Source organism: Azospirillum sp. UENF 211521, assembly GCF_058780535.1.
The window spans coordinates 2,507,144-2,531,933 of sequence record NZ_JBSNCF010000001.1 but is presented as its reverse complement, the minus strand read 5'-3'; the positions used below and the strand labels follow the sequence as shown (position 1 = coordinate 2,531,933).

The following is a 24,790-nucleotide window of genomic DNA, read 5'->3' as shown; positions in this document are numbered from 1 at the left end:
GGAACCGTCGCTTCCGCGACTGGCGGAGGCGACGGAGTCCGATGCGGATTGTGACCTGCTTTTAGAACTTCTTGATCTGGTAATAGGTGTCGGCGTCGAAGCTGATGTAGCTGATCCGGCTGCCATCGGTGTTGACGTAGAAATGCAGATCGGTCTGTTCGCCCGGCACCCGAACGGTGAAATGTTTGCATTTGCCGGCGGCTTTCAGCGGACGGGTCTGGTGCTGGTGGATGTTCCACAAGACCGTGCAGGTGGGGGCTCCGCTGGAGGCGGCCTTTTCCAAAGCGCTCAATGCACGGGCGCCGTTCCGGCCGGTGAAATCATATTGGCGCCTGTTGCTGAACGTGGTGTCGACGTATTTTTGAAGCGTTGCCAGCGCCACATTCTCCAGGTCGACGATCAAGTCGGGCACCTTTTCGTGAGCTTTGGCAAAATCAGTCTTGCTGTTTGCGTTTTGAGCCAATGCCAACATGGTCACCTCTGCGTTTTGAAAGGAGGAGGCGCGTGTTCGTCGCATCTCCATCCTATGGAACGAGGGGCATGCGGCACTCGTGAAGGATGGTTGTTCAGAGCTTAAAAAACCTGAGCGTGTGCGTGGTCGCTTCGAGCAAGCCGGTTCCCAAAGCGTGGCAGCATCGCTTATCCTTGAGGGCATGAACCATTCGCCCGCCCCGCTTTGCCTGCACCGGGAAACCGTCCGCCCGGAGTGGATCGACTACAACGGCCACATGAACGTGGCCTATTACCTGCTCGCCTTCGATCACGCGACCGACGCCGTGCTCGACCATTTCGGGATCGGCAAGGCCTACGCGGAGGGCGAGGGGCGGTCGATGTTCGCGGTGGAGGCGCATCTGACCTACGCCCGCGAGGTGACGGAGGGCGACGGGCTGACCTTCACCTCCCTGGTCCTGGGGGCGGACGCCAAGCGGCTGCATCTGTTCCACGAGATGCGCCATGAGGAGGACGGCTTCCTCGCCGCCACGGCCGAATTCGTCCTGCTCCATGTCGATCTGGCGGAGCGCCGGTCGGTGCCGCTGGCGCCGGACGCCGCGGAACGGCTGGCCCGCACCGCGGCGGAGCACGCCGCTCTGCCCGTGCCGCCGCAGGCCGGGCGTTCGGTCGGGCTGCGCGCGCCGAAGGGGGCGTGACGGTACGTCGCTCCCGCCACCGCCTTTTGTTGCGCCGGACCCTTTGTTATTCGGCACCCGCGACACTATCTGTTGGCGCATGAAGACGACAATTTTCGCCGCCTTCGCGGTACTTTCCACCTTCCTGGGCACTGCCCTGGTCCCCTCCGCCGCATTGGCCGAATGCACCGACCCGGCGCAGCCGAAGGTGAACTGGCGCCGCTGCTATTTCGACGGGCGCGATCTGTCGTCTGCGAAGCTGGCCGGGGCGATGCTGCGCGACGCCACGTTCCAGCGGGCCACGCTGAAAGACGCCGACCTGTCGGACATCGACGGCTATCGCGCGAAATTCTTCAGCGCGACCATGCCGGGGGTGAAGCTGGACGGCGCCCGCCTGATCGAGGCCGACTTCACGCGGGCCGATCTGACCGGGGCCTCCCTCAAGGAAACCGACCTGCGCAACGCGAAGCTGGTGAACGCCATCCTGCAGAACGCCGACTTCACCGGGGCGCGGCTGGGCGGGGCGGACCTGCGGCACGCCGATCTGTCGGGCGCCACCTGGATCGACGGCACGACGGTCTGCGCCGCGAAATCCGTGGGCCAGTGCAACTGAAGGATTCGCAGGTAAATTTCCATTCGATTGTAATATAATGTCTCAACTGGAAAGTCGCTTGCTCGCCTCTTTCCCGCTGCGGTAGCTTTTTTTCAAAGGTTGGTGGAAAGGCGGGCATAATGGCGGGCGATCAGGATTTCGAGACGGCGCGAATTCTCGCGAGCCGCGCCATGGATCGGATCGCCGCGCATGGGCTTTTGCCGAATCCGGAGAACTTCACCCTCTGGTACGCCTATTTCGGCGGGCAGAATCCGGAGCTGGCGCGGGCCATCGAACTGGCCCAGCGCGACGGTGCCGTGCTGTCGCAAGGCCATTGCGACGAGCTGTACAAGCGCTTCTTCACATTGGACGCCGAGGCCCAGGCCATCCGAGAGACGTCGGAGCGGGCGCGCGTCGCCTTGGGGCGCATCCTCGACCAGTTGGGCAGCGTCGGGTCGGAGACCGATCGCTACGGGCAGACGTTGGCCGGCTTCCGCGGAGAGCTGGACCAGCCGATGAGCCTGGCCGAGCTGCGCGCGATGGTGGCGGCCATCGCGGCGGAGACGACCGCCATCGTCGACCGCCAGACCCGCCTGCAGAGCCAGCTCCTCGAATCCAGCCAGCAACTCGCTGAATTGCGAGTCGTGCTGGATTCCGCGCGGCGGGAGGCGATGACCGACGGGCTGACCGGAATCGCCAACCGGCGCGGCTTCGATCTGGCGCTGGCCTCCGCCGTCGAGGAGGCTTTGCAGACCGGCATGCCGATGACCCTGCTGATGGTGGACATCGACCATTTCAAGCGCTTCAACGACGTCCACGGCCATCTCGTCGGCGACCATGTGCTGAAGCTGGTCGCCAAGGTCCTAACCGAGGGGGTGAAGGGCCGCGACACCGTCGCCCGCTACGGCGGGGAGGAGTTCAGCGTCATCCTGCCCCACACCGCGCTTGCCAACGCGGTCAAGGTGGCCGAGCAGCTCCGCGCCTCCGTGGGGTCGCGGCAGATCATCAACCGGACGCGCAACGCCAATTACGGATCGGTGTCCCTGTCGGTTGGCGCCGCGGAATACCGCCCCGGTGAGGACCTGCTGGCCCTGCTGCGCCGCGCCGACGAGGCGCTCTACACCGCCAAGCGCGGCGGGCGCAACCGCGTCTGCGCGGAGGCGACGGTGGCGGGTTGAGCGCCGCCCGTCAGGTGCGTCCGGTCAGGCGCCGGATTGCGGCGTCGGTTTCGCCTGTCAGACGAGCCATCAGAGCCGCCGCGGTCTGCCGCCGCGCCAGCCGCACCCCCTGACCGGCCCACAGCGAGAGGAACTCCGCCCGGCCCTGCTGGGCGGCGGCGCTGCGCATCGGGCGGGTCAGGGCGTTCTGCAGGGGGAAGGGCAGGGCGTCGCCGTCCGCGATGTCCTCCATGACGCGGTTGACGATGCCGCGGGCCGGACGGCCCGAGAAGGCGCGGGTCACCCGCGTCTGCGTCTCGCGGGCGTCGAGAATCGCCTGTTTGTGCGCCTCGGGAATGCCGGCCTCCACGCAGGTCAGGAAGGCGGTGCCCATCTGCACCCCGGCGGCGCCCAGGGCCAGGGCTGCCGCGATGCCGCGCCCGTCCATGATGCCCCCGGAGGCCAGAACCGGCAGGGTCACCGCGTCCACCACCTGCGGGACGAGCGCCATGGTGCCGACCAGTCCGGCGGCGAAATCCACCGCCTCGGCACCCGTCGCGAAGCTGCCGCGGTGCCCGCCGGCTTCGGCCCCCTGGGCGACCACCGCGTCCATGCCGGCCCGCTCCAGCGCGATGGCCTCCTCGACGCTGGTCGCCGTGCCGATCAGCAGCAGGCCGCGCGCCGTGATGGCGGCCAGCGCGTCGGCGGGCGGGATGCCGAAGGTGAAGCTGACGGCCGACGCCCCGCAGTCCAGCGCCGCGGCCAGTTGGGCGGCGAAGCCGTCGGCCGTCAGGGCTGGTGTCCCGGGAGCGGGCAGACCAAGGTCGGCGTGGTAGCGCGCGATGCGGGCGACCGCGGCGTCCATCCGGCCGACGTCCGGCGCGTCGGGTGCGGGCAGGGGGGCGAACAGGTTGATCCCGAAGGGGCGGGCGGTCCGGGCGCGGATCGCCCGTCCCCGCTCGGCGATCTGGTCCGGAGTCAGGTAGGCCGCCCCGATGAAGCCGATGCCGCCCGCCTCGCCCACCGCGGCGACGAGGTCCGCCGTGTCGGCGCCCCCGGCCATTGGCGCTTGGACGATGGGGTGGGACAGGCCCAGGCGCTGGGTCAGAGTGGTGTGAACCGGCATCGCGCCGCCCTCCGCATTCGATGATCCGCGGAGGGAGGCTAGGACAGTCCGGCCATGCTGAAAAACGATTTGTTCAGATGGGACGGATCATGTCGGGTGATGGATTCGGGAGCCGCCTCAGGCGGCGCGCAGCCACACCGCCGTGTCGTGGAAGGCGGCACCACCGGCCGGCGGAATCGGCTCGGGCGAGGTCAGGGTGTTGATCCCGATCCCCTCCAGGAAGGCGCTGTTCGGCCAGATGCCTTCCACGATCACCACCCCGCGCGGCACCCCGGCGAAGGGCTTGGCGTGGACGACGACGCTGCCCAGCCCATTGCCGAGGCGCACGGCGTCGCCCTCGGCCAGGGCGAGGTCCGCCGCGTCCTCCGGATGGATCAGGACGGTCGGACGGCCCTCGCGGCGCTGCGCGGTCACCGTCTCGGTGAAGCTGGAATTCAGGAACTGCCGCGCCGGGGCGGTGACGAGGCGGAAGGGATGCTCCGCGTCCGCCGGGCGGCCCGGCGTCATGTGGTCCGGCAGGTCCGGCAACTGGCCGGCGCCGTAGGGGCCGAGCGCCGCCCAATCCGGCGCGAAGCGGAAGCGCCCGTCCGGGAAGGCGAAGCCGTTCAGGAAATGCGAGGTCTCGAAATCCGGTTGGGCGTCGATCCAGCGCTGCTCCGTCAGGGTGGCGGCGTCGGTCAGGCCGGAGGTCTTCAGCATGGTGTCGATGATCTCCAGCGCGCTCATCCCGAAGCCCGGATGCTCGGCGCCGACGCGGCGGGCCAGTTCGGCGATCACCCAGTGGTTCTCGCGCGATTCGAACTGCGGCTCGATCACCTTGCGGCCGATCAGGATGTGCATCTGCCCGCCGCCGCGGTAGAGGTCGTCATGCTCCAGGAAGGTGGTGGCGGGGATGACGAGGTCGGCCAACTGCGCCGTGTCGGTCATGAACTGCTCGTGCACCGCCACGAACAGGTCGTCGCGCAGGAAGCCGCGGCGCACGCGGGCGCTGTCCGGACAGATCGCCGCCGGGTTGGTGTTCTGGATCAGCATGGCGGTGACCGGGGGGCCGCTGGCGATGTCCTCCCCGGTCAGCACCGCGCCGATGCGCGACTGGTCGAAGCCGCGCACCGATGTGTCCAGCCGGTCCAGCCCCTCCGACAGGGTGCGGTCGATGCTGTAGATGCCCGACGAGCAGTAAAGCGCTCCGCCGCCCTTGTGCGCCCAGGCACCGGTGACGACCGGTAGGCAGGACACCGCGTGCATCTGCGCCGCCCCGTTGTGGGCGCGCGTCAGCCCGTAGCCCAGCCGCAGATAGCTGCGCTTGGTCGTTCCGTAGAGTTCGGGCGAAGTCGACGATCTCCTCCACCGTCAGGCCGGTGATCGCCGCCGCCCATTCGGGGGTGCGGGTGGCGAGATGCGCTTCGAGCCGGTCCGCCCCGGCGGCGTAGCGGTCGAGATAGGCGCGGTCGGCCAGACCGTCGCGGAACAGCACATGCATCACCGCGCAGGCCAGCGCGCCGTCGGTGCCGGGGCGCAGCATCAGGTGACGGTCCGACACCTCCGCCGTGCCGGTGCGGTAGGGATCGATGGTGACCAGCTTCGCCCCGCGGCCCTTGCGGGCACGGCTGACGTGGGTCATCACGTTGACCTGGGTCGCCACCGGATTGCCGCCCCAGTTCACGATCAGGTCGCTGTCGGCCATCTCGCGCGGATCGGCGCCGCGGATGTCGCCGTGGCCGGCCAGCCAGCCCATGTTGGCCGGCGTGTCGCAGACCGTGCTGATCTGCCGGGAATAGCCCTTCGCGTGGCGCAGCCGCTGGATGCCGCCGCGCTGCACCAACCCCATGGTGCCGGCGTAGAAATAGGGCCAGACGGCCTCCGGACCATGGACCCGCTCGGCGTCGAGGAAGGCGTCGGCGATGCGGTCCAGCGCCTCGTCCCAGCCGATCGCCGTCCACTGGCCGGACCCCTTCGGACCGGTGCGGCGCAAGGGGGTCTTCAGCCGGTCGGGCGAGTGGACCCGCTCGGCGTATCGGCTGACCTTCGCGCAGATCACGCCCGCGGTGTAGCTGTTGGCGGCCGCCCCGCGGACCTTGCCGATGCGGTCCGGCGCCACCCGCTCCACTTCGAGGGCGCAGGTGCTGGGGCAGTCGTGCGGGCAGGCGGTCGGCAGGAAGACGGAGTTCACGGGAGGACGCCTCGGCGGGTGGAAAGCGGTGGTCAGCTTATGTCCGCCGTCCGGCTTTCCGCAACCGGTCTGGATTGTTTAAGGACTGCCATCAGATTTCAATATTGCAGCCCTATCCTTGTGGTGGCGCGTCTCGGAAAGATGTATGTTTCGAAAAAATGCACTCATAGAGCGTGCATGACGCGTTTGAGGCATGGATCAACGCTGCAAGGGGAAGCCGTATGATCGCGAATATTGCCGGGGACGCCCGGCGGGCGTTGCGGGCCGGGATGCTCACCTTCATCGGGGCCGTGGTCGGCGCTGTCGCCGGCATGGCCGCTCCCGGGCTCGCCACGGCGCGGGCGGATGCCATCAAGCTCGGCTATGTGGAGTTCCCGCCCTACACCCAGACCGACGGCGGGGCCGCCAAGGGCAGTCTGATCGAGGCCTTCGACAAGGCGGCCAAGGCGGCCGGCATCGCCTACACCGCGGAGTTGGCCCCGGCCCGTCGCCTCTTCTCCGGAATCACGGAGGGCGAGTTCAACATTTTCCTGGGCATCCGCACGGTCAAGGAGTTTGACGGCACCACGCTGATCAGCGCGGCCCCCATCGCCCGGATCGAGCTGAACGCCTACGGCATCGGCGAGGCACCGGCGGTGAAGGCGAAGGAGGACTTGGCCGGCAAGGCGGTCATCGCGCTGAACGGCTATTCCTACGGCGGCTGGCGTGCCTGGATGGAGGACCCGGCCAACAAGGTGCAGATGGTCGACGCCCGCACCGCCGACCAGGCGCTGCAGCTTCTCCAGGCCGGCCGGGCGCCGACGCTGCTGCAATACTCGCTGCCGATGCAGCAGGCGCTGGGCGGGAAGACGCCTCCCGACCTCAAGGCCACGCCGGTCCAGAGCCTGGACGTCTACATCGTCGTGTCGAAGAAGACCCCGGACGCCGAGGCGGTCCTGGCGAAGCTCGAAGCCGGGTTCAAGGCGACCCAGTAACGCCATCCCATTGACTCCGCCGGGGGCGCCGTCGCGCGCCGACCGTTCGGCAACCGGTTGTTCAGAAGGAAAAAGGGCGGATCATGACGGTCATCGGTTCGGCGGACGGCACTCAGGGCGGCGGCCAGCAGGCTGGGGGTTTGGGCTTGCGCCTGCGGGCGTTGCTGCTGATCGGCGGCGTGCTGCTGGTCTATCAGGTGCTGGCCATCGCCTGGGGCGTGCACAGCTCGGCCAACCAAGCCAAGGAGACGCTGGCGGCGCGCGCCGACATGGTGGCCTCGCTGCAGGCTCGCGCCGCGGCGATCCCGCTCTATGACTTCGACACCGAGCAGGTGCGCGAGGTCGCCAAAGCGCCGTCCTCCGACCCCGACTTCCTCGGCGCCCAGGTCCGCGACGACAAGGCCAAGGTGGTCGCCGAGGTCGGCGACACCAAGGCCGCCAAGGGCTTCATCGAGGTGGTGAAACCCATCGTCGGCGGGCAAGCCGGGCAGCGCAAGACCATCGGCGAGTTCGTGCTTCGCCTGCGCACCGACCGGGTGGAGGCGCGGGTGACCGCCGACGCGGTGACCCAGATCGCCGTCGGGGCGGTCGCCTTCCTCGCCATCATGGCCGCGCTCTATTTCGTCGTCTCGGCCATCACGCGTCCACTGATGCAGATCACCGCGATGGTCGGGCGGCTCGCCCAGGGCGACTACGCGGTCGCCGTGCCGGCGCTGGACCGCCGCGACGAGATGGGAGCGATGGCCCGCACCATCGACATGCTCCGCCAGAACGCCCAGCAGCGCCAGCGGCTGGAGGCCGAGAAGCTCGCCCGGCAGGCCGAGGAGGCGCAGCGGGGCGAGCGGCTGACCCGTCTTGCCGCGGCCTTCGACCGCTCGGTCCAGGCGACGGTCGGGGAGGCCTCCACCGCCGCCTCGCAGATGAAGGGCAGCGCCGGCAGCATGCTGGAGAGCGCGCTGCGCGCCGACCAGTGCAATTCGTCGGTGGCCGGCGCCGCCGACGAGACCAGCCGCACCGTCCAGACCGCCAGCGCGGCGGCGGAGCAGCTCACCCAGTCGATCCGCAGCATCGCCGAGAGCGTGAAGCAGTCGGTCGCCATGTCCGCCCAGGCCATCGACCGCGCCGACGCCAGCCGCAAGACGGTGGAGGCGCTGGCCGCCGGCGCCGCCAAGATCGGAGAGATCACCAGCCTCATCACCTCGATCGCCGGGCAGACCAACCTGCTGGCGTTGAACGCGACCATCGAGGCGGCGCGGGCCGGGGAAGCCGGCAAGGGCTTCGCCGTGGTGGCGAGCGAGGTGAAGAACCTGGCCAGCCAGACCGCCAAGGCGACGGAGGAGATCGCCACCCAGATCGGCGCCATCCAGTCGGTGACCCAGGAGACGGTGTCCGCCATCGGCGCCATCACCGAAACCATCGGGCAGCTCAGCCAGCGCTCGGCGGAGATCGCCGCCTCGGTCCAGGAGCAGCTGGCCGCGACCGGCGAGATCGCCGACAAGGTCCGCACCGTGGCCGGCGAGGCCGACACGGTGACCCGCAGCATCGCGGTCGCCTCCGGCGCCTCGTCGGAGGTGGCGACGGCGGCCCGGGAGTCGGTGGAGGTCGCCCAGACCCTCCAGGCGCGCTTCGTCGATCTGCGCGACGAGGTGCAGAGGTTCCTGGCTTCGATCAAGGCGGCGTAAACGGCCCGCGATGACACGCAACTGGCCTGCGGTGGGCGCGCATGCCCGCCGCGGGCAAGTTGCGTTTCCGCTTTTCGCCTCGCCGCACTAGGATGCCGGTCCCGAAAGGCGAGGATGATATGGACGACGGATTGAAGTGCCCGAAATGCAACTCCGAGCATGTCTATCAGGATGGCATGCTGTGGATCTGCCCCGAATGCGCCCATGAATGGAACCCGCAGGCCGAAGGCGGCGCGGGTGCGGAGGCCGCGGCGGACCAGGGGGTGCGGGACGCCAACGGGAACGCGCTGAGCGACGGCGACGCGGTGACGGTCATCAAGGATCTGAAGGTCAAGGGCTCGTCCCTGGTCGTCAAGGGCGGCACCAAGGTGAAGAACATCCGTCTGGTCGATGGGGCCGACGGCCACAACATCGCCTGCAAGATCGACGGCATCGGCGCCATGAACCTGAAGTCGGAATTCGTCAAGAAGGCCTGACGCCAAGAAGGTCTACGGCGCCCCGGCTTCCCCGGAAAAGGAAAACCCCTCGCCGGATCGCTCCGGCGAGGGGTTTTCCTTATGGGCCATCGCCCGTCGCGGAGGGGTTACATCATCCCCAGCGCGCGCGGCAGCCAGGTGGAGATGATCGGCACGTAGGTGATCAGCACCAGGAAGCCCAGCATCGCCAGCAGCCACGGCCAGACGGCCACGGTCAGCTCGGTGATGCCCATCTTGGTGATGCCCGACGCGACGTAGAGGTTCAGGCCCACCGGGGGGTGGCACATGCCGACCTCCATGTTCACCACCATCATGATGCCGAAATGGACGGGATCGATGCCCAGCTTCATGGCGACCGGGAACAGGATCGGCGCCATGATCAGCACGATGGACGACGGCTCCATGAAGTTGCCGGCCATCAGCAGAAGGATGTTGGTCACCAGAAGGAAGGCGATCACGCCCAGACCCTGGCTGACGATCCAGTCGGCGATGGCCTGCGGGATGTTCTCCGACGTCAGCACGAACGAGAACAGCACCGCGTTCGTGATGATGTAGAGCAGCATCGCCGACATGCTGGCCGAGGACAGCAGGACCTTCGGTACGCCGCGCAGCGGCATGTCCTTGTAGACGAAGACCGCGATGATGAAGGCGTAGACGGCGCTCATCGCGGCGGCTTCGGTCGGCGTGAAGACGCCGGAATAGATGCCGCCGATGACGATGACGATCAGCGACAGGCCCCAGATCGCCTCGCGGAAGGCCTTGAAGCGCTCGCCCAGGCTGGCCTTGGGCAGGCGCGGATAGCCGAACTTGCGCGCGCGGTACCAGGTGACGCCGCCCAGCACGAAGGCCAGCATCAGGCCGGGGATGACGCCCGCCATGAAGAGCTGGCCGACCGAGGCGGAGTGCGCGGTGCCGCTGGTGGCGACGCAGTACATCACCATCACGATGGACGGCGGAATCAGGATGCCCAGCGCGCCCGAGGTGGTGATGACGCCGGCGCCGAACTGCTTCGGGAAGCCCTGGGCGACCATCGCCGGCAGCACGATGGAGCCGATGGCCACCACGGTCGCCGGGCTGGAACCGGACACCGCCGCGAACAGGGCGCAGCCCATCACGCCGGCAAGGCCGAGGCCGCCGTGCCAGTGGCCGACCATCGCGGTGGCGAAGTTGATCATGCGCCGGGCCACGCCGCCGTGCGTCAGGAAGTTGCCGGCCAGGATGAAGAACGGGATCGCCATGATCTCGAACTTCTCGATGCCGGTGAACAGCTTCAGCGCCACGGCCTCGATCGGCACATGGGTCATGGTGAAGAGGAAGGTCAGAACCGTCAGGCCGAGCGAGATCGAGATCGGCATGCCGGTCAGCATCAGAACCAGCAGAAGGCCGAAGATGATGGCGGCGTTCATCGGTCGTTCTCCTTCGGTCCCTTACCAATGACAGGGCCGTTGCCGGGCTTGCGGCCCTCGTGATGGGCGATGTCGTGCGGGTGCAGGTTGTCGTCCATCTCGTACCAGTTGACGTCCTGCGCGGCGCGCTGCGGGTCGGTGGTGTCCTCCTCCAGACCCTCGACATGGCCGTGGTCGTGGTGCGGCAGTTCGCCGGTGCGCAGGAAGTTCACCATCACCTGAAGGAAGCGGAAGCACATCAGGTAGGAGCCGAGCGGGATCGCCAGATAGATGATCCACATCGGCCATTCCAGGTCGGCCGACACCTGCTCGGTGTCCGACATGTGCCAGACGAAGGTGGAGCCCATCGTGCCGACCACGCCGGTGAAGGTCGCCCCGGCCAGCAGGCCGAACACGATGAATTTCGCGCGCAGGGGCGTCGACAGCTTGTTGATGAGCACGTCCACGCCCACATGGATGCCGGTGCGGACGCCGTAGGCGGCGCCGAACTTCGCCATCCAGACGAACATGTAGATGCACAGTTCCTGCGCCCAGGCCAGATTCCAGTGTAGGATGTAATCCTGGATGACGGGGATGCCGGCGGCGTAACGGTGGACGACGGCAACGAAGATGATCGTCGTCGCCGCGGCCATCAGGAAGGCGATAATAACCTCTTCCAGATGGTCTAGGATTTTCATGGGCATGGTGGCTCCGCGCGCAGGAGGAAGCGCCCGCGTCGTACGCGCGGGCGCTTGCCGAAGGCTGTGCGTTGGTCTTGCTTGATTGGACCGGGCGGTGGTGCCGCCCGATCAGACTCTCGTGATCACTCGCACTTGGCGGCGTCGGTCTCGGTCTTGATGCTCGCCAGCAGTTCCTTGCCGACGCGCGACGCCATGTCCTCGTGGACCGGCAGCATGGCCTGGCGCCACGACGCGCGCTCGTCCTTGGTCAGCTCGTAGAACTTGGTCTTGCCGGCGGCCTTCATCGCTTCCAGCGCCTTGTCGTTCTCTTCCTGGGCGATGTTGTTGGCGTACTCGGTCGCTTCCTTCATCGCGCCGTCGAGCTGGGTGCGGACGTCGGCCGGCAGGCCGTCCCAGAACTTCTTGTTCACGATGACCGCGTAGCCCAGATAGCCGTGGTCGGAGAGCGTGGCGTTGCTCTGCACCTCGTGCATCTTCTGGGTGTACATGTTGGACGGCGGGTTCTCGGTGCCGTCGACGACGCCGGTCTGCAGCGCCTGATAGACCTCGGAGAAGGCCATCACCTGCGGCAGGGCGCCGAGCGCGCGCATCTGCGCGTCCAGCACCTTCGACGACTGGATGCGCATCTTGAGGCCCTTGAAGTCCGCCGTGGCGTGCAGCGGCTTGTTGGCGCTCATGATCTTGAAGCCGTTGTCCCAATAGGCCAGACCGGTGATGCCCTTGTTCTCCAGCTTCTGGAACAGCTGCTTGCCGATCGGGCCGGTGGTGACCTTCACCAGGGCGGCCTTGCAGGGGAAGATGTAGGGCAGGTCGAAGATCTCGAATTCCTTGGCGCCCAGCGGGCCGAACTTGGCCAGCGACGGGGCCAGCATCTGCACGGCGCCGAGCTGCAGGGCCTCCAGCTCCTCTTTGTCCTTGTAGAGCTGGCTGTTGGGATAGACCTCGACCTTCACCTTGCCGCCGGTGCTCTGCTCGGCGAGCTGCTTGAACTTCTCGGCGCCCTTGCCCTTCGGGGTTTCCGGAGCGACGACGTGGCTGAACTTGATGACGATCGGCTCCTGCGCGGTGGCGGCGGTGGCGGCCATCAGGCAGCCGGCGGCGACGGTGGCGCACAGCAGCGAAACGAACTTCATAGGGGTCATCCTCCACTTGTTGTTGGTCAGACTGATGGTCCGGCCTTTGATATTCTTTCATTGTTCGATAATTTCGCCGCCGACGCTATTGTGGAAATCCGTAGCTGTGAATGTGACGCATTGGTTGCCGTGCCAACACCTCTCCCCCCATGACCGGCGGCGCGGCCAGCGCCGCCCACGGCCTCGGCCAGCGCGGCCCGGTGCAGGCCATGCCCATCGTGGCGATGGCGCTGGTCGTCCTGCTGTTCGGTGTCTTCCTCTGGGTGCTCCACCGCAGCGAACGGGAGGAGGAGACGCTCACCCTCATCAAGGACGTGCTGTGGGTGGAGCAGAATCTCCATTTCCAACTCACCTCCGATGAGGAGAAGCTGCAGTATCTCGCCGAATCGCTGGGGCGCGAGGACACCACACCGGTGAATTATACGGTGATGGCGCGCCACATCGTGACGGTGAACCCGGCGATCCAGCGGGTGGTGCGGCTGGACCCCCAGGGCCGGCCGGTGCGTTCGGAGCCGCCGGTGGAGGACGGGCCGGCGCTGGACGACGCCTTCGGCCCCAGCCCGCGCGCCGACGCCTTCCTGATCGCCCGCTCCTCGGGCCGCCGGGCCTATTCGGCGCCCTACCGGCTGGGAGCGGCGGACACCGCCTTCGAGATCGTCATTCCCATCTTCCACGGGCAGGAGTTCGCCGGCGCGCTCGCCGGGGTGCTGTCGATCGACGCCCTGCTGACCCATCATGTGCCCTGGTGGTTCGCCCAACGCTACCAGCTGGAGGTCATCGACCCCTACGGGGCGGTGCTGGGGACCAAGTCGCGCATCGCCATGCCGGAACCGCGGCGCAGCCACGTGGTGCCCTTCGACCCGCCCGGTCACGGCCTGACCCTGGTCGCCACGCTGCATCAGCTCTCCGGCAACCTCGGGCGCAACATCCTGATCGCCGCGATCTTCGCGCTGACCGTCTCGGCCCTGTGGAGCCTGTGGGCGGTGCGCCGCCACATCGCCCGGCGCATCCGGGCGGAGGAGGCGCTGCGCGCCGAGCACGCCTTCCGCAAGGCGATGGAGGACAGCCTGACGGTGGGCATGCGCGCCCGCGACCTGGACGGGCGCATCATCTATGTGAATCCGGCCTTTTGCCGCATGGTCGGCTGGTCGGCGGAGGAACTGGTCGGGGCCGGGCCGGTCATGCCCTACTGGCTGCCCGAGGATCTGGTCCACACCGAGGAGGTCTTCCGCGCCGTCCTGGCCGGCAACGCGCCCGCCAACGGCTTCGAGCTGCGCTTCCGCCGCGCCAACGGCGAGCGGTTCGACGCGCTGATCTACGAGGCGCCTTTGATCGACGCCAAGGGACGGCACACCGGCTGGATGGGCTCCGTCCTCGACATCACCGAGCGCAAGCGGGCGGAGGAGTTGGCCCGCCAGCAGCAGGAGCGGCTGCAGCAGACGGCGCGGCTGATCACCATGGGCGAGATGGCCTCCACCCTGGCCCATGAGCTGAACCAGCCGCTGTCGGCCATCGCCAGCTATTGCACCGGCTGTCTCAACCGCCTCCAGGCCGGTAGCATCCGGCCGGATGAGCTGGCGACGGCGCTGGAGAAGCTGTCCGGGCAGGCCAGGCGGGCAGGCCAGATCATCCGCCGGATCCACGACTTCGTGCGCAAGAGCGAGCCGAACGTTGCGCCCTGCTGCCTGGCGCGGGTGTTGGAGGATTGCGTGGCGCTGATGGAGGCCGACGCCCGCCAGCAGGGGGTGAAGCTTGTGCTGGAATTGGGGCGCGGCCTGCCGTCGGTGATGGCCGACCGCATCCTGCTGCAGCAGGTGGTGGTGAACCTGATGCGCAATGGCATCGAGGCCATGGCGGCGACGCGGCGTGACCGGCGCCGGCTGAGCGTGACGGTGCAGGCGCAGGACGGGGCCGTCCTGACGCGCATCCAGGACCGCGGTTGTGGCATTTCGCCCGAAAATGCGGAAAAACTGTTTTCTCCCTTCTTCACCACCAAAACCGAGGGCATGGGCATGGGCCTGAACATCTGCCGGTCCATCATCGAGCACCACCAGGGACGCCTGTGGTTCGAGCCCGCGCCGGACGGCGGCACCATGTTCCTCTTCTCCCTGCCGGTCCTCTCCGAACCATCGGCGACCGGTGCCCTTGACGAGAGAGCCGCCGATGTGTGAGCCGAAGCTGCACATCGTCGACGACGACGAGGCGATTCGCGACGCCATGGGCTGGCTGTTCCAGTCGCGCAACGTGCCGGTGGCCTCCTGGCCGTCGGCGGAGGCGTTCCTCGCCGATTACGATTCCGCCATGGCCGGCTGCCTTCTGCTGGACATCCGCATGGAGGGGATGAGCGGGCTGGAGCTGTTCGACCGGCTGACCGCCATGGGCTGCCGGATGCCCGTGCTGTTCCTCACCGGCCATGGCGACGTGCCCATCGCCGTGTCGGCTTTGAAAAAGGGCGCCCGCGACTTCGTGGAGAAGCCCTTCAACGACAACGACCTCGTCGACCGGGTGATCGACGCTCTGGCCTTCGACGCCGGGGAGCGGGCGCGTCAGGCCGGGCAGGCCGGCGTGGCCGCCCGGCTGGCGACCCTGACCCAGCGCGAACGGCAGGTGATGGGGCTGGTGGTGGCCGGCAAGCTGAACAAGGTCATCGCCGACGAGCTGGGGATCAGCATGCGGACCGTCGAGGTGCACCGCGCCCATGTCTTCGAGAAGATGGGGGGCAAGACGGCGGTGGAGCTCGCCCGAATTCTCGCGACGGTGGGCTGAGCGCAGGGGGACGGACAACCGGCGGGCTTGACAGGAGCGCGGATGCGCGCGACCCATTGGGGTGGGAGGCACGCCGCCTTCCCGTTCCAGTCCCGACGCCATTCCGTTTCCGTCAACGGTCGGAGAGTGCCTTGCGACTGCCCTCGTCGACGCTTGGTCTGGGGCTCGCCGCCATCGCCCCGCTGCTGCTGTTCCTGGCGGTGGTGGTCTGGATTCTGGACCTCCGGCAACAGGACGTGCTGGCGGCGGAACTGGCGGCGCAGGCGCGGTCCGTCATGGTCGCCATCGACCGGGAACTGGAAAGCAAGGCCCGTCCTCTTGAGCTTCTCGCGGCACTGAGCCGCCGAACGGTGAACGACGTTGCCCTGCTGAAGTCGGAGGCGGAGGATGCCGTGCGGAGCCAGCCGGGCTGGCTGGCGATGGGGCTGGTGACGGTTGAGGACATGTCCTTCCTGTTCCACACGCAGTACCCGCTGGGCGCGCCCCTGCCGCAGCCGCGCCTGGACGACGTGACCCGGCAGGTGGCCGCCACGCGGAGGACGGTCGTTGGTGGTGTTCTCCCACCGGGCGGGCCGCCGGGGCGTCCGGCGCTGATCGTCCGCGCGCCGGTCCTGGATCCGGATGATCCCGAGGGAACGTCGATCCGCCATGTGCTGTCGCTGGCGGTCGGGCTGGACGGGCTCGACGCCGTGCTGCGCGGGTCCGGCATTCCCACGGCCTGGACGGTGTCGGTCGTCGACCCATTCATGGTCATCGCCGCACGGTCCCACGACCCGGAACGCCATGTCGGCCAAAGGGTCCGGGACCTGATGGTGCCTCGGCTGACGGGACAGAACCAGGGGCTGTTTTCAGCGACGACGCGGGAGGGGCACGAGGCGCTGGTCCTCGTCCACCGATCGCAGCAGACCGGCTGGTCGATCATCGTGGCCGTTCCGTTCGAGCAGATCAGCAGCCAGTTGAACCGGACGCGCACCACCATCCTGGCCGGTGCGGCGGGCGCCGGTCTGGCGACGCTGGTGCTGTCGCTGGTGGTGACGCGCCACGTCCGCCGCCGCCGCCACGCCGAACGCGAGGCCCGCATCGCCCGCGAGGCCATGCTGGCGGAGCAGCGCCGCCGGCTGGAGGCGGAGAAGGAGCATGCGGAAGCGGCCAATCTGGCCAAATCCGACTTCCTGGCCAACATGAGCCACGAACTGCGCACCCCGCTCAACGCGATCATCGGTTTCAGCGAGGCGCTGCTGTCGGGGCTGTTCGGTCCCAGCCCGCCGAAGCACCAGGATTACATCACCAGCATCCACGCATCCGGCCAGCATCTGCTGTCGCTGGTCAACGACGTGCTGGACATGGCGAAGGTCGAGGCGGGGCGGCTGGAACTCTATCCGGAGCCGGTGTCCGTCGCCGTGCTTTTGGAGGAATGCCTGGAGTTGATGGAGGCGCTGTCCGCCCAGAAGGGCGTGCGGGTGGAGGGTGGGGCGGTCGAGCCCGGCCTGACGGTGATGGCCGACGCCATCCGTTTGCGGCAGGCCGTTCTCAATCTGCTGTCCAACGCCATCAAGTTCACGCCGGCGGGAGGGCGGGTGCGCGCGGATGCGGTGCGCGACGAGGGGGGCTGCGTGGTCCTGACCGTCGCCGATTCCGGAATCGGCATGTCGCCGGACGACATCCAGATCGCGCTGGAGCCGTTCCGTCAGGTGAACAGCTACATGACCAAGGCCCATTCCGGCACCGGGCTGGGGTTGCCGCTCGCCAAGCGCTTCGTCGAGGCTCATGGCGGGCGGCTGGACCTGCGCAGCGCGCCTGGGGAGGGCACGGTGGTGCGCATCATTCTGCCCGGCGGGTCGCCAGCCCGCCCGCCAGCCGGGCAAGGGACCATGGTGTTGCTCAAGGCCGATTAGGTCGTGTCCGACGAACAATGGCGCGATTAATGACGGCGCAATGAAGGTCGAGAAGAGGGAGAGACACTTGGTTCCGAAACCGGCGGCTATGCAAGCCCGGCCTTCACGGGCTACGGTCGTACGTGACCCGCAGGCCGAAAACTTGTTCGTTGCTTTGCTTCCAGTTCATGCCCGTTGAACAATACACCTTACCCAGAGTGGGGTGATCGCTGCTAGTATAAGGCGACATTGCTGACCAATTTCCATTGTGAGCGATGTCGCAACGGCCAGGTCCCCATGTCCCTGTTCCTTGATGCGTCATGTCACAAAGATTGTAATGCTCATGGCGACGGTGATCTCCCGGCAATGGCCCGGACCATCCTTGCACCACAATGTTTGTCGCGTCGGATGGTAATTGTACGCACAAGCTCGCGCAATTAGAGTAATCCACTCTATAGTTATGCTTGGCAACGCTTTCTATGCTCTTGCCGATCACGGCGCCAAGTGCGGCACCCACCACGGAGCCGACCGGACCTCCTATGGCTGTGCCAATTGCTGTTCCCGCGCCGCTCCCCGCCTGAGCCGTTGCATCCTCGATTTTCTTTTGAACATTCCTTGCGTTTACCTCCTGGCCATTGGCGCAAGGGGGACGGTCAGGACTGGCTGAAAACCCAAGCGCGGGGACCTTTGCCGTGTCTTCCGCACAGAACTGCCGATTCCAATCGTTTTGCCATCCTTCGATTTTAATATCCATGCAATTTGAATAAGTTGGAAATGAGTACAGAGCTATCAAAGCGGGTATGCATTGCCATCTCATTACCGGTCCCTCCATGAGGCCGCGGATATCGACGGTTTTGGTCCATTAAAAATACATTATTTGTTTCATAGAAGCACAATTTATGAATGAGGGCAATAATCATTGCGCGCTAATGCACGAAACGCATTAACTACAAAAAATATTTATGGCAAATCTGCTCTCAATAATCATGCTGTGCTATGGAGCTTCGCTCTGTAAGCGATAAAATGTCAATGATGCGGGATACTTTCTCGATGCAATATACAATTATTGGAGTGTCTATCGAAAATTTTCTTGGAGGTCGGTTGGGATTTGCTGGAAGTGGGGCGCGGGCAACTCGCAATTTCGCCAAAAGAAGATAACCCATACGGGAAATTGTGGCGTCCTACAGCAACCATCATAGTGCCTTGTGGCATGCGATCGTGGAGGGTGCTATGGGAGGCGCCTTAAAAACTCTGGCGACGGTTGTGACGATGTCCGTGTGGGTGACCGCATTCCCGGCGGCCGCGTTCATCGATTTCTCTGATGGATCGATCAAGGTCAAGCACGGCATCGACAATGCGACGCTGGATCGCCTCGCTGGCATGATCAATGCCCTTCCAGAGGCGGCGCGAAGGGAAGCGATCCTTGGCTTGCAGCAAGCGCTACCAGAAATTGAAAAGAGCGTCGATAAGGCCATCGAAAGAATGGGCGTTGAGATTGATAGAGCGATTTCAAACTTGGGTTGCGTTGCCCAAGGAACGGTGTTTCAGGTAACGGAGTCCATCAGCAGTATCTTGCCGGATGTTTGGCAAAGTCAGTGCGAGCAAAGTGACCCAAAAACAGCCAGCGGCTCCACTTTAGTGCGAGACGCTCGCGTGGATCTGTGTGACACCCGAGGGGCAATGAGGGTCAGTAACGCCCCATCTTCGTTATCCGACGCATACCTTGATTATCTGGTTCGCTCTGAATACAGACGTTGCGCAGCAGCACACAGCGAGCCAAAGCGGCGCATTTACGAGTTCCAAGCGGAGGCTATATCCTACGCAAAGATGTGGGACTCGCTATCGAGAATCTGTGCTGATACTATCGACTGCTACACCAAGCGTCTTTCATCCCTGAAACTCATTGTTTCCAACGCAAACCCCCGCGACACCGCGGCGGCGAGAGCGAGCGAGCGACTTACGCAGGCGACCCTTCCCGATGGCTGGCTGGCCAACTGGAAACGGAACTTTCGTGATTACGAGAAATCACTGTATGTCATGGCTGCGATTGAAGAGGATATTCAATACTCTTCGAACGCGCGGAAAAAAGCAAATGACAAGTTGCATCAGGCCATGACAACAAAAACTTCTGCTGAGAACGACGTAAAATACGCGGAAGGGGAGATTCCGAAACTGGGGGCAACGCCCATGAGCGATATAAATGAGATAAATAAAAAGGCAAAAAGCATACTTAATTATCTATCAGCTGCAAATCAGAAAACTGTCGATGCCGACATTCAAGCGCAAGAAGCCCTTTCTTTTTCCATCGAAGCAAAGCAAAGAGTTGAGGACATTATGGCGAATTCAGCATCTGTCAGAAAACAAATTCCAATTCTCAAGGCTGCAACAGAAGCGGCGCGACAAAAGGCTATTGGTCTTTCGCTTAGGAGATATTATATTAGATAAAATACGTTAGATCGTACCAACCAATCATAATGGTTCTTATTGTTGAACAGCAACGTCCCTGTTTCTTGGCTGGGCGGAAGGCGGCAGGGCCTGCGAAGGCGATCACAGAGATTGCCATCGTATCTGGGTCCTGGCGCCAAAAGGGCTCCCATGGGGCTGATCCGATCGCTGTTCGGCCCAGGGGCGCGACGGGAGCCATGCTGAGCGACGCGATAGGGCGTCGGCTGTTGCCCTTGCTTCCGCCCGCAATCCCAGAACCGGCGCTCACGCCCACGCTGCCGGGGCGCGACATGCATCCAGCGCTTGGTCATGTCGCGTGGCAAGCGCATCTTGCGGATGGTCGGAAAAGCCGTTTGCGGACCGACTGTCATCGGATGAGTTGCAAAGAGGACGGCCGGTCGAGCGCGGCGGGCGCGGTCAGGCCGCCACGCGCTTTAGACGGGCTTCCATGCTGTCGAGACCGTCGGCCAATTCCGCCGCCGCCTGGTCGGCGATCGCCCGGGCGAAGGCCCAGGCGTCGTCCGTGGCGATGCGCGCCGCCTCGACGCGGGCGGACAGACGGTTGTGCTGGCCGCGCAGGGCGTCCAGCGTGCGCTCCAACTCGTCCCGGCTCATGCCCTGATACCCCTCAAGGCCGAACCGCTCCACCTGCGACCGCAGCCGGTCCAGCCGGTCGGCGGTCGCCTGAAGCAGGGTACGGCATTTTGCGTCATGGGCGTGCCGGTTGCGGCGGCTCATCTCGTGCTCCTCCCTTCGGATCGCTCAGCGGACCCTTCGGCCGGATGCCCGGCCAGTGTTCCAGCGTGGCGCCGCGCGCTGGACGCTCGATTTCAAAAGACTGTGCATTGCACAAATGCACGGCCACGGCGCCAGAATAAGAAATCCATCCGGTTGCTTTTCATAGACGCATGAAAAGCAATTCCAGTTCCAGAGGACTTGATTTTTTGTGCGTCCTGCCCAATCGGGAGCGTTCCGTGCCGCTCCGAATGCTTCGGATTTCTTGAATCCGGCTGGGCTCTTTCTGCACGATCGGTCCCGCCCCGTCAAGCGGGCCAGGGGTATAAGTCTATGGCGATTTGTCGCAGCCGAAAGGAAGAGTCCTATTTCTATCAAGCGGAAGAACTTGACGCAAAAAGGCCATTCCGTTTCAAAATAACCCGGATCTCCCTGGATTAAAAAGCGGCTCAACGGTCGTCATGCGCCCGTCGCTGCTGTCGTCCGACCGGGCGCAACTGCCACGTTTTGGTGAAGGGACTTGGCGGACTTGGGAGCCCGTCACTCCGCCGCGATGCCGTAGGGGAAGCTTTCGGCGTTGGCCGGTTCCGGCAGGGCGGCTTGGCCGGGGCAGGACGGGCACTGGTTCGCGCAGTGGCTTTGCACCATGTCCCGCATCATCGGCACGCATTTGCCGCACTGGACCTGACGCTCGTAATGCCGGAAGACGGAGGCCGGGGTGCGGGCGCCGTTCTCAAGCGCCTTGGTGACCTGCTTGTCGTTCAGCGCGTGGCAGATGCAGACGTACATGGGCCCCCGGCAGCGGTGCGTGTTGTGCGGTCGTGCTGGAGCCAATGTGCTGCGACTGAGAATGATTGTCAATTGATCTGAATCATGACGGCCAAATTTGAGCGGATTGCGGCGGAATGTCACAGCTCGATCGAACGGGGGATGCGGCTACCTCCGTCGTCGACGCTTTTCTTCAAGCGGCGGGAGGATGCGGTGCGGCGAATGGGGTGGATGCTGATGGCTGGGGTGGCCGTCCTTTGGGCCGGGGCTGCCGCGGCGGAGGTGGGCATGCGCGCGCTGGCCTTCACCGACCCGGCGGATGGCGGGATCGCCCGCGCGGTGGTCTGGTACCCGACGGACGCACCGGAAACGCCGGTGCGTCGTGGCCCCTTCGCTTTCCGGGTGGCGGAGGGCGGGCCGCTGACCGAAGGGCGCCACCCGCTGGTGATGCTGTCCCATGGGTCCGGGGGAAGCGCCTTCGGGCACGCCGACACCGCCATGGCGCTGGCCCGGCGCGGCTACGTGGTCGCGGCGGTCCATCACCGCGGCAACGCCTTCGACGGCGACCGGGACGCCGGCACGGAGCGGATGTGGCGGAACCGTCCGGCCCAGCTGTCCGCCGCGCTCGACCATGTTCTGGCGGACCCGGATCTGGCCGGGCGCATCGATGGCGATCGCGTCGGCGCCTTCGGCTTCTCGGCCGGCGGGTACACGGTTCTGGTGGCCGCCGGCGGCGTGGCGGAGTTGGGGCGCATCGCCGATCATTGCCGGACCCCGCCGGACGGCGAGCGCTTCTGCCATCTTGGGAACGAGGAGACGCCGGGCCGCGTCGAGGCGCGCGACCCGCGCATCCGTGCCGCCGTCCTGGCGGCGCCGGTCGGCGTTCCCTTCTCCAAGGACGGCCTCGCCGGGGTGACGATCCCCATGCGCCTCTACCGGGCGGAGCGGGACGAGCAGATCGCCGCCTCCCAGGTCGAGGGGGTGCGCGACCGTCTGCCGACGCCGCCGGAGTATGAGGTGGTGGGCGACGCCGGACACTTCGCCTTCCTGATGCCGGTGCCGGCCGCCATCGCCGCGGAGGTCGGGCCACCCGCCCAGGACCCGCCGGGCTTCGACCGCGCGGCCTTCCATGAGCGTCTCAACACGGAGATCGCCGATTTCTTCGACCGCGCTCTTGCAATCGGGCGCCAGGGGCGCTAGCCCCTCGGCATGAGCGACTCATCCGACACCGCGTCCGCCCGCGCGACCCCGGCGCACGCGCCCCTGGGGCAGACCATCTATCTGGCGCCCGAGGGCTTCGTTCCGGACCTCGTGGCCGAACTGGGCGACGTGGCGGCGGTGGAGGACCGGCTGGTCTTCGCCGACGGGCCGGCCCGTCCGGCCGCCTGGGCGCAGAACATCTGGCACGACCCGGTGCGGATCGAGTTCGCGTCGATCAAGGAAGGCGCGCGGGCCCTGCGTTCGATCCAGCGCAACTGGGCGCTCTGGACGCTGCGTCATCACCGGCGGGCCAGCCTGATCCAGGAGAACCTGCCGCACGTCTCGGCCAAGCCGGTGGTCTTCCCGTCGCCGCTGCCGACGGCGCCGCTGGGCTCCTGGACGCTGCTGGATGAGAACACCATCGTCGCGGCGGCGCGCTGCTCCAGCCCCTACCGCCACGGCGAGGTCGCCTTCGTCGAGAACCGCACGGTGCCGCCCAACCGCGCCTATCTGAAGCTGTGGGAGGCGTTGACCCTGTTCGGCGAGCAGCCGGGGCCCGGCGACCGCTGCATCGACCTCGGCGCCTGCCCCGGCGGCTGGAGCTGGGTGCTGCACGAGCTGGGCGCCAGCGTGGTCAGCGTCGACAAGGCGCCGCTCGACCCGGCCATCGCCGCCCTGCCGCGCATCGAGTTCCGCCAGGAGAGCGCCTTCGGCCTGAAGCCGCAGGATGTCGGGCCGGTGGATTGGCTGTGCTGCGACGTGATCTGCTACCCCACGCGCCTGCTGCGGCTGGTGAACCAGTGGATGGAGAGTGGGCTGGCCAAGCGCTTCATCTGCACGCTGAAGTTCCAGGCCGAAACCGACCACGAGACGGCCCGCGCCTTCGCCGCGATCCCCGGCGGGCGGGTGCTGCACCTGCACCACAACAAGCACGAGCTGACCTGGATGTGGCCGGCGGCTCCCGTCTGAGCGCGGCTACGCCCGGCGCAGGGCCAGTTCCAGCGCCGGCTTGAGAATCGAGGCGGCGCCGTAGCCGATCTCCACCACCTCCTCCGCGCGGTCGAACTCCAGGATGCCGATGTGGGCGAGCCGCGGTGCGATCAGCACGTCAGGCGGCTCGCCGGCGAGGCGGGAGCGGGTGATGCGGTCCTGCATGATGTCGATGGACCCGGCCATCACGTCCATCACGTTGGGCGGGACGTCGGAGGCCGGGGCGCGCGTCAGCTGGTCGGCGAGGAAGCGTGTGCGCGCCGCCGGCCGCCGGCCCATCCAGGAGGCGATCTGCGAGGTCAGGGTGGAGAAGACCGGCGAGGTCGCGTCCCCCGCCGGGGCCATCGCCTCTTCCTGAAGGGCCTGGGCCTGCTGCATCTGGGCCGCCTGCATCTGGGCCGGCTTCGCCTCCGCGGCCTTGCGCAGCTTGGCGGCGCCGCGACCGGAGGGGCGGCTCAGCGGCGACAGCTCGCTGTTCAGGTTGACCGCGATCACCACGTCCGCGCCCAGCGCGCGGCAGAGCGACACCGGCACCGGGTTGACCAGCGCGCCGTCCACCAGCCAATGGTCGTCGCGCCGCACCGCCGGGAACAGGCCGGGCATGGCGGCCGACGCCTGCACCGCGCTGAGCATCGGCCCGTCGCGCAGCCAGATTTCCCGCCCGGTGCTGAGGTCGGTGGCGACCGCGGCGAAGGGCTTGCGCAGCTGATCGATGGTGACCTCGGTCCGGTGGTTGCGGAAGCGGTCGAAGGTGCGGTCGGCGGCCAGCAGCCCGCCGCGGCGGAAGGTGAGGTCGATGATGCCGAGCATGCCGAGCCAGCCCATGCTCTGGGCCCAGGCCTGCAGCTCGTCCAGCTGGTCCGTCAGGTAGGCCGCGCCGACCACGGCACCGATGGAGGTCCCGCAGATCACGTCGGGCTCGACCCCGATCTCCTCCAGCGCGCGCAGGACGCCGATGTGGGCCCAGCCGCGCGCCGCCCCGCTGCCCAGGGCCAGTCCGATCTTCAGTCCGCTCACCGCCAGCACCTCGTGTCTTGTGGGCTCGGTCAGGCTTGTCCGGCGCCGACGCGTCGATGGGTGTCCAAAGGGATTTGGGGCATCGGACCGTCGGTGGAAACCCTTCCATCCGGAGGACGCGGAACGCGCCCGGGGGCCTCCGCATGGGGGATGCCGAAAATTGTACCCGCTTTTGCCCTCTATTTGACTTGCATCAGTTTTTCTTCCGATTACCTGTGGCATTGCGATGGATGAAAGAGTTTCCGGGTGACGTTAACCAAACATCAACTGGAAGCGTCCAATGTCGCTCTCAACACGGACAGTCAGGGATGGCGGAGGTTGCCATGGCCCAGGAATTCAAGAGTTTCAAGAAGGATTGGCAGCGCTGGTCGGCGGCGGAGAAGCTGACGGCGGTGGCCATCCTGATCGTCGCCGCGGTCGCGCTGGGTGGCCCTGTGACCATTCTGTTCTGAATTGCCTCGGGTGACCGGCG

Annotated in this window: 21 protein-coding genes and 1 pseudogene; 13 read left to right on the top strand and 9 right to left on the bottom strand. The window is 66.4% G+C overall.

The genetic code is table 11. The features are described 5' to 3' along the window. Positions 1 to 61: 61 nt before the first annotated feature. Positions 62 to 517 carry a hypothetical protein gene (locus ACWPN5_RS11945; protein ID WP_492295490.1) on the bottom strand — a complete coding sequence of 152 codons (456 nt, stop codon included), beginning with the start codon at positions 515 to 517 and terminating at the stop codon, positions 62 to 64. A gap of 136 nt (positions 518 to 653) precedes the next feature. On the opposite strand from ACWPN5_RS11945, the gene ACWPN5_RS11940 reads away from it, so the two are divergent. The 3 genes from ACWPN5_RS11940 to ACWPN5_RS11930 all read left to right on the top strand — a co-directional run bounded on the left by ACWPN5_RS11940 (position 654) and on the right by ACWPN5_RS11930 (position 2,897). Beyond that, the gene (locus ACWPN5_RS11940) at positions 654 to 1,148 is read left to right on the top strand and encodes a thioesterase family protein (RefSeq protein WP_145686783.1); all 495 of its coding nucleotides are present in this window, start codon (positions 654 to 656) and stop codon (positions 1,146 to 1,148) included. 79 nt (positions 1,149 to 1,227) lie between these two features. Then, on the top strand, positions 1,228 to 1,740 hold the full coding sequence (locus ACWPN5_RS11935) for a pentapeptide repeat-containing protein (protein WP_145686776.1): 513 nt from the start codon (positions 1,228 to 1,230) through the stop codon (positions 1,738 to 1,740). 119 nt (positions 1,741 to 1,859) lie between these two features. Beyond that, entirely contained in the window at positions 1,860 to 2,897 is a 1,038-nt protein-coding gene (locus ACWPN5_RS11930; protein WP_492295487.1) for a GGDEF domain-containing protein, read from the top strand. Positions 2,898 to 2,907: 10 nt separating this feature from the next. On the opposite strand, the gene ACWPN5_RS11925 is transcribed toward ACWPN5_RS11930, so the two are convergent. Together ACWPN5_RS11925 and ACWPN5_RS11920 are read right to left on the bottom strand one after the other, a co-directional pair. Next, complete coding sequence (locus tag ACWPN5_RS11925) at positions 2,908 to 4,002, bottom strand: NAD(P)H-dependent flavin oxidoreductase (protein ID WP_492295485.1); 1,095 nt, start codon at positions 4,000 to 4,002, stop codon at positions 2,908 to 2,910. A 117-nt stretch (positions 4,003 to 4,119) separates the two neighbouring features. Continuing rightward, a pseudogene (locus tag ACWPN5_RS11920) lies at positions 4,120 to 6,172 on the bottom strand (molybdopterin oxidoreductase family protein). A 221-nt stretch (positions 6,173 to 6,393) separates the two neighbouring features. Here ACWPN5_RS11920 and ACWPN5_RS11915 point away from each other — a divergent pair. The 3 genes from ACWPN5_RS11915 to ACWPN5_RS11905 all read left to right on the top strand — a co-directional run bounded on the left by ACWPN5_RS11915 (position 6,394) and on the right by ACWPN5_RS11905 (position 9,304). Beyond that, on the top strand, positions 6,394 to 7,146 hold the full coding sequence (locus ACWPN5_RS11915; RefSeq protein ID WP_492295483.1) for a hypothetical protein: 753 nt from the start codon (positions 6,394 to 6,396) through the stop codon (positions 7,144 to 7,146). Positions 7,147 to 7,229: 83 nt separating this feature from the next. Beyond that, positions 7,230 to 8,828: a methyl-accepting chemotaxis protein gene (locus ACWPN5_RS11910; protein ID WP_186466122.1), complete on the top strand. Its 1,599-nt coding sequence runs from the start codon at positions 7,230 to 7,232 to the stop codon at positions 8,826 to 8,828. Between the two features lie 119 nt (positions 8,829 to 8,947). Next, a complete protein-coding gene (locus ACWPN5_RS11905; RefSeq protein WP_145686769.1) occupies positions 8,948 to 9,304 on the top strand; it encodes a zinc ribbon domain-containing protein YjdM in 357 nt (118 codons plus the stop codon). Positions 9,305 to 9,411: 107 nt separating this feature from the next. On the opposite strand, the gene ACWPN5_RS11900 is transcribed toward ACWPN5_RS11905, so the two are convergent. The 3 genes from ACWPN5_RS11900 to ACWPN5_RS11890 form a co-directional block, all read right to left on the bottom strand. Then, a complete protein-coding gene (locus tag ACWPN5_RS11900; RefSeq protein ID WP_137114664.1) occupies positions 9,412 to 10,710 on the bottom strand; it encodes a TRAP transporter large permease in 1,299 nt (432 codons plus the stop codon). After that, positions 10,707 to 11,393: a TRAP transporter small permease gene (locus tag ACWPN5_RS11895; protein ID WP_200477473.1), complete on the bottom strand. Its 687-nt coding sequence runs from the start codon at positions 11,391 to 11,393 to the stop codon at positions 10,707 to 10,709. The genes ACWPN5_RS11900 and ACWPN5_RS11895 overlap by 4 nt, the downstream gene beginning before the upstream one ends. 119 nt (positions 11,394 to 11,512) lie before the next feature. Continuing rightward, the gene (locus tag ACWPN5_RS11890; RefSeq protein ID WP_145686765.1) at positions 11,513 to 12,523 is read right to left on the bottom strand and encodes a TRAP transporter substrate-binding protein; all 1,011 of its coding nucleotides are present in this window, start codon (positions 12,521 to 12,523) and stop codon (positions 11,513 to 11,515) included. A 149-nt stretch (positions 12,524 to 12,672) separates the two neighbouring features. Here ACWPN5_RS11890 and ACWPN5_RS11885 point away from each other — a divergent pair, with 149 nt between their 5' ends. The 4 genes from ACWPN5_RS11885 (at position 12,673) to ACWPN5_RS11870 (ending at position 19,608) form a co-directional block, all read left to right on the top strand. After that, complete coding sequence (locus tag ACWPN5_RS11885) at positions 12,673 to 14,694, top strand: sensor histidine kinase (RefSeq protein WP_145687009.1); 2,022 nt, start codon at positions 12,673 to 12,675, stop codon at positions 14,692 to 14,694. Continuing rightward, positions 14,687 to 15,289: a response regulator transcription factor gene (locus ACWPN5_RS11880; RefSeq protein WP_492295478.1), complete on the top strand. Its 603-nt coding sequence runs from the start codon at positions 14,687 to 14,689 to the stop codon at positions 15,287 to 15,289. Before ACWPN5_RS11885 ends, ACWPN5_RS11880 begins: the two co-directional genes overlap by 8 nt. 131 nt (positions 15,290 to 15,420) lie before the next feature. Further along, complete coding sequence (locus tag ACWPN5_RS11875; protein ID WP_492295476.1) at positions 15,421 to 17,184, top strand: sensor histidine kinase; 1,764 nt, start codon at positions 15,421 to 15,423, stop codon at positions 17,182 to 17,184. 1,152 nt (positions 17,185 to 18,336) lie between these two features. Next, on the top strand, positions 18,337 to 19,608 hold the full coding sequence (locus ACWPN5_RS11870) for a hypothetical protein (RefSeq protein WP_492295474.1): 1,272 nt from the start codon (positions 18,337 to 18,339) through the stop codon (positions 19,606 to 19,608). Between the two features lie 417 nt (positions 19,609 to 20,025). On the opposite strand, the gene ACWPN5_RS11865 is transcribed toward ACWPN5_RS11870, so the two are convergent. Continuing rightward, positions 20,026 to 20,346, bottom strand: a complete 321-nt coding sequence (locus tag ACWPN5_RS11865; RefSeq protein ID WP_492295472.1) for a hypothetical protein — start codon at positions 20,344 to 20,346, stop codon at positions 20,026 to 20,028. 537 nt (positions 20,347 to 20,883) lie between these two features. Continuing rightward, a complete protein-coding gene (locus ACWPN5_RS11860) occupies positions 20,884 to 21,132 on the bottom strand; it encodes a (2Fe-2S)-binding protein (RefSeq protein ID WP_145686754.1) in 249 nt (82 codons plus the stop codon). Positions 21,133 to 21,348: 216 nt separating this feature from the next. Between ACWPN5_RS11860 and ACWPN5_RS11855 the strand changes: the two genes are divergently transcribed. After that, positions 21,349 to 22,311 (top strand): alpha/beta hydrolase family protein, encoded by a 963-nt coding sequence (locus tag ACWPN5_RS11855; protein WP_492295470.1) that lies wholly within the window; start codon positions 21,349 to 21,351, stop codon positions 22,309 to 22,311. A 9-nt stretch (positions 22,312 to 22,320) separates the two neighbouring features. Then, positions 22,321 to 23,280, top strand: coding sequence for an SAM-dependent methyltransferase (locus tag ACWPN5_RS11850; RefSeq protein WP_145686749.1), 960 nt, complete (start codon positions 22,321 to 22,323; stop codon positions 23,278 to 23,280). Positions 23,281 to 23,286: 6 nt separating this feature from the next. Here the strand turns inward: ACWPN5_RS11850 and ACWPN5_RS11845 are convergent, their stop codons facing one another. Beyond that, positions 23,287 to 24,318, bottom strand: coding sequence for a patatin-like phospholipase family protein (locus ACWPN5_RS11845; protein ID WP_307833608.1), 1,032 nt, complete (start codon positions 24,316 to 24,318; stop codon positions 23,287 to 23,289). 323 nt (positions 24,319 to 24,641) lie between these two features. On the opposite strand from ACWPN5_RS11845, the gene ACWPN5_RS11840 reads away from it, so the two are divergent. Further along, positions 24,642 to 24,770, top strand: coding sequence for a hypothetical protein (locus tag ACWPN5_RS11840; protein WP_282184081.1), 129 nt, complete (start codon positions 24,642 to 24,644; stop codon positions 24,768 to 24,770). Positions 24,771 to 24,790 lie beyond the last annotated feature (20 nt).

Excerpts from the sequence above, each read along its gene's own strand:
- ACWPN5_RS11890 (WP_145686765.1), bottom strand. The coding sequence starts at position 12,523 with ATGAAGTTCGTTTCGCTGCTGTGCGCCACCGTCGCCGCCGGCTGCCTG.
- ACWPN5_RS11915 (WP_492295483.1), top strand. The coding sequence starts at position 6,394 with ATGATCGCGAATATTGCCGGGGACGCCCGGCGGGCGTTGCGGGCCGGG.
- ACWPN5_RS11940 (WP_145686783.1), top strand. The coding sequence starts at position 654 with ATGAACCATTCGCCCGCCCCGCTTTGCCTGCACCGGGAAACCGTCCGC.
- ACWPN5_RS11865 (WP_492295472.1), bottom strand. The coding sequence starts at position 20,346 with ATGAGCCGCCGCAACCGGCACGCCCATGACGCAAAATGCCGTACCCTG.
- ACWPN5_RS11840 (WP_282184081.1), top strand. The coding sequence starts at position 24,642 with ATGGCCCAGGAATTCAAGAGTTTCAAGAAGGATTGGCAGCGCTGGTCG.
- ACWPN5_RS11935 (WP_145686776.1), top strand. The coding sequence starts at position 1,228 with ATGAAGACGACAATTTTCGCCGCCTTCGCGGTACTTTCCACCTTCCTG.
- ACWPN5_RS11850 (WP_145686749.1), top strand. The coding sequence starts at position 22,321 with ATGAGCGACTCATCCGACACCGCGTCCGCCCGCGCGACCCCGGCGCAC.
- ACWPN5_RS11860 (WP_145686754.1), bottom strand. The coding sequence starts at position 21,132 with ATGTACGTCTGCATCTGCCACGCGCTGAACGACAAGCAGGTCACCAAG.
- ACWPN5_RS11900 (WP_137114664.1), bottom strand. The coding sequence starts at position 10,710 with ATGAACGCCGCCATCATCTTCGGCCTTCTGCTGGTTCTGATGCTGACC.
- ACWPN5_RS11885 (WP_145687009.1), top strand. The coding sequence starts at position 12,673 with ATGACCGGCGGCGCGGCCAGCGCCGCCCACGGCCTCGGCCAGCGCGGC.
- ACWPN5_RS11945 (WP_492295490.1), bottom strand. The coding sequence starts at position 517 with ATGCGACGAACACGCGCCTCCTCCTTTCAAAACGCAGAGGTGACCATG.
- ACWPN5_RS11895 (WP_200477473.1), bottom strand. The coding sequence starts at position 11,393 with ATGCCCATGAAAATCCTAGACCATCTGGAAGAGGTTATTATCGCCTTC.
- ACWPN5_RS11880 (WP_492295478.1), top strand. The coding sequence starts at position 14,687 with ATGTGTGAGCCGAAGCTGCACATCGTCGACGACGACGAGGCGATTCGC.
- ACWPN5_RS11905 (WP_145686769.1), top strand. The coding sequence starts at position 8,948 with ATGGACGACGGATTGAAGTGCCCGAAATGCAACTCCGAGCATGTCTAT.
- ACWPN5_RS11925 (WP_492295485.1), bottom strand. The coding sequence starts at position 4,002 with ATGCCGGTTCACACCACTCTGACCCAGCGCCTGGGCCTGTCCCACCCC.
- ACWPN5_RS11930 (WP_492295487.1), top strand. The coding sequence starts at position 1,860 with ATGGCGGGCGATCAGGATTTCGAGACGGCGCGAATTCTCGCGAGCCGC.
- ACWPN5_RS11910 (WP_186466122.1), top strand. The coding sequence starts at position 7,230 with ATGACGGTCATCGGTTCGGCGGACGGCACTCAGGGCGGCGGCCAGCAG.
- ACWPN5_RS11855 (WP_492295470.1), top strand. The coding sequence starts at position 21,349 with ATGGCTGGGGTGGCCGTCCTTTGGGCCGGGGCTGCCGCGGCGGAGGTG.